Below are 2,151 nucleotides of genomic sequence, written 5' to 3'. Positions count from 1 at the left end.
TCGAACCCGGAACCTATGGGCTCAAGCAGTTTTCCACCCACGGCAACAGCCAAACGTCGAATTATCTGACGGTCGATAAAGAAACCAAACGGCCCTTTGCGCGCATCGAGGTCGAGGCCGGAAAGATCAATTATCTCGGGGATTTTCTGTTTAGAACTAGCGCGCCGAAAGGCGAACACCGGATTATTCGGTTTGAGGACCGCCCAGCGGCGGAAGCCTATCTGGCGAGCTTCCCCAAACTCACTGGCGAGTGGGTAACGAAGTCCGTAACAATCGAGCCCTAACCAATCCGCACCCGATCCAACGAACTCCACAGCGCCTCGTACATCAGCAACCACCCAGACAGCGACTCGCCGATACCCAGGAGCTCCTTGACCACCTCCACGGCGGCGAGGCTTCCCATCACGCCCGCGGCGGGGCCGAGGATGCCGGTTTCGGCGCAAGACGGCAAGGCACCTGGGGCGGGCGCGGTGGGGTAGAGATCCGCAAAACCGGGGTGGCCCGCGCCGAGGTAGGGTTTGAACACGGTCAACTGCCCGGAAAGCTGCACGACGGCGGCGGAGATCAGCGGCACTTTTGCCCGCGCGCAAGATTCGGCCACCAGGCGGCGCGTAGCGAAACTATCGCTGCCGTCCAGCACCGCATCGGCCCCGGCGATCAGCGCGTCGATGCTGGCGTCGGTGGCGCGCTCAGCGCGCAGAACCACATCCACGCCGGGATTGAGCGCCGTCAGCGCCTGCGCCGCACTGTCGGTTTTCAGCGCCCCAACGCGGGCGGTCGTGTGCAAAATCTGGCGGTTGAGGTTCGAGAGATCGACCGTATCATCGTCGATCACCACCAGCCGCCCCACCCCGGCGGCGGCGAGATAGAGCAGTGCCGGGCTGCCGATTCCCCCCGCGCCGATCACGGCGACGGTGGAGCGCAACAATTTCGCCTGCCCCGGCCCGCCGATTTCCTTCAGCAGCAGATGCCGGGAATAGCGCTGGATATCCATCTTAGATCGAGGCTTCCGCCACCGCGTAGAGCTTGCGGACGGGCTCCAGGGTTTCCCACACGCCGATGAAGCCCGCCGGAATGATGAAGGCATCCCCGGCCTTGAACTCGCGGGTTTCGCCGTCGCGGGCGATCAGGCGAACTTTGCCCGCCAGCAGCACGCACAGCTCTTCCTCGGTGTAATTTACTTCCCAGGCCCCGGCGGTCGATTCCCAAATACCGCAAAAGAAATGCCCATTGGCGCCGACATATTGATTGGCGACGCGCGTCACCGGGCTGCCGCGCAGGGGATTGGCCGGTTTGCTCTCGTCGCCCCGGGCGCGGTAATCGAGCAGAAAAGGCAGGTTCATGGCGCTAGCCCCGTTCAAATTTAACATCCAGTACCACAGCCGATTGAGTGCGGCGCACCCCTGGGGACCGGCCAATATCGTCTAACAATTGGTCGAGGGCTTTGGGGCCGTCAACCGCCACCAGCAGCATCATATCGAACTCGCCGCTCACCGTGTGGCAGCGTTTGACCTCGGGCCGAATGCGCAAGGCCTGCGGCAGGCTATTGCCCGCCCGCGCGTCCAACGACAGGAACACATGGGCCTGCAACACCGTCGACCGCTCCGATGCGCCGCTGCGGCCCAGACGCACCGTATAGCCTTCAATCGCCCCATCCCGCTCCAGCCGCGCGATCCGCTCCTGGGTCGCCGAGCGCGACAGGCCGATCTTGCGGGCGAGCGACGCCGTCGGCTCGCGGGCGTTCTGATCCAGAAGCCCCAGCAGCCGCCGGTCGAGATCATCCAGGCTAGTGCGCTGCGTCATAGGCCGAACCCTACAGCGCGCCAGGGCTTCTGAAAAGGATCAATAAAAAGCCGGGCAATCGCGCGCGGGGTTTTCCAAAGAAAAGCCCCGCGAGCGCTGCGCTTGCGGGGCGGGAGTCGTCACTATCGAGGAGAGACGATCCTAATCGGGGATTACCGAGTAGTCCGGACCGGAGCCACCGGCCGAAACAAGCGTACCGGCAGCGGCATGCCTGTCATGATCCAAAAGCCGAACCGTTGGGTCTCGGCGGTAATGCTGATCGGCTGCGAAGAACGAATGTTAGCGCTTTCGCGGGCCGGAAGAGGGTCCTCCTTCTTCGAAAACAGCATGGCGTGGCTCCTTTTTGTG

5 protein-coding genes are annotated in these 2,151 nt (G+C 63.3%); 1 reads left to right on the top strand and 4 read right to left on the bottom strand.

Annotated elements, in window-relative coordinates; genetic code table 11:
- Positions 1 to 284: hypothetical protein (locus VZ95_RS25825; RefSeq protein WP_045776814.1), on the top strand; the 284-nt coding region annotated here is incomplete at its 5' end.
- Here the strand turns inward: VZ95_RS25825 and VZ95_RS16395 are convergent.
- From VZ95_RS16395 to VZ95_RS27385, 4 genes are all read right to left on the bottom strand, one after another.
- The gene (locus tag VZ95_RS16395; RefSeq protein WP_045776813.1) at positions 281 to 994 is read right to left on the bottom strand and encodes a HesA/MoeB/ThiF family protein; all 714 of its coding nucleotides are present in this window, start codon (positions 992 to 994) and stop codon (positions 281 to 283) included. The two genes, VZ95_RS25825 and VZ95_RS16395, sit on opposite strands and share 4 nt — an antisense overlap.
- 1 nt (position 995) lies before the next feature.
- Entirely contained in the window at positions 996 to 1,343 is a 348-nt protein-coding gene (locus VZ95_RS16390; protein WP_045776812.1) for a cupin domain-containing protein, read from the bottom strand.
- 4 nt (positions 1,344 to 1,347) lie between these two features.
- Complete coding sequence (locus VZ95_RS16385; RefSeq protein WP_045776811.1) at positions 1,348 to 1,803, bottom strand: Lrp/AsnC family transcriptional regulator; 456 nt, start codon at positions 1,801 to 1,803, stop codon at positions 1,348 to 1,350.
- Between the two features lie 152 nt (positions 1,804 to 1,955).
- A partial coding sequence (locus tag VZ95_RS27385) for a hypothetical protein (RefSeq protein ID WP_045776810.1) occupies positions 1,956 to 2,151 on the bottom strand: 196 nt, incomplete at its 5' end.

This window comes from Elstera litoralis (assembly GCF_000963705.1).
Taxonomy (GTDB): Bacteria; Pseudomonadota; Alphaproteobacteria; order Elsterales; family Elsteraceae; genus Elstera; species Elstera litoralis.
The sequence above is the reverse complement of the archived record's forward strand: the minus strand, read 5'-3'. Positions and strand labels throughout refer to the sequence as shown.

Coding starts and splice junctions, on each gene's coding strand:
- VZ95_RS16390 (WP_045776812.1), bottom strand. CDS start 1,343: ATGAACCTGCCTTTTCTGCTCGATTACCGCGCCCGGGGCGACGAGAGC.
- VZ95_RS16395 (WP_045776813.1), bottom strand. CDS start 994: ATGGATATCCAGCGCTATTCCCGGCATCTGCTGCTGAAGGAAATCGGC.
- VZ95_RS16385 (WP_045776811.1), bottom strand. CDS start 1,803: ATGACGCAGCGCACTAGCCTGGATGATCTCGACCGGCGGCTGCTGGGG.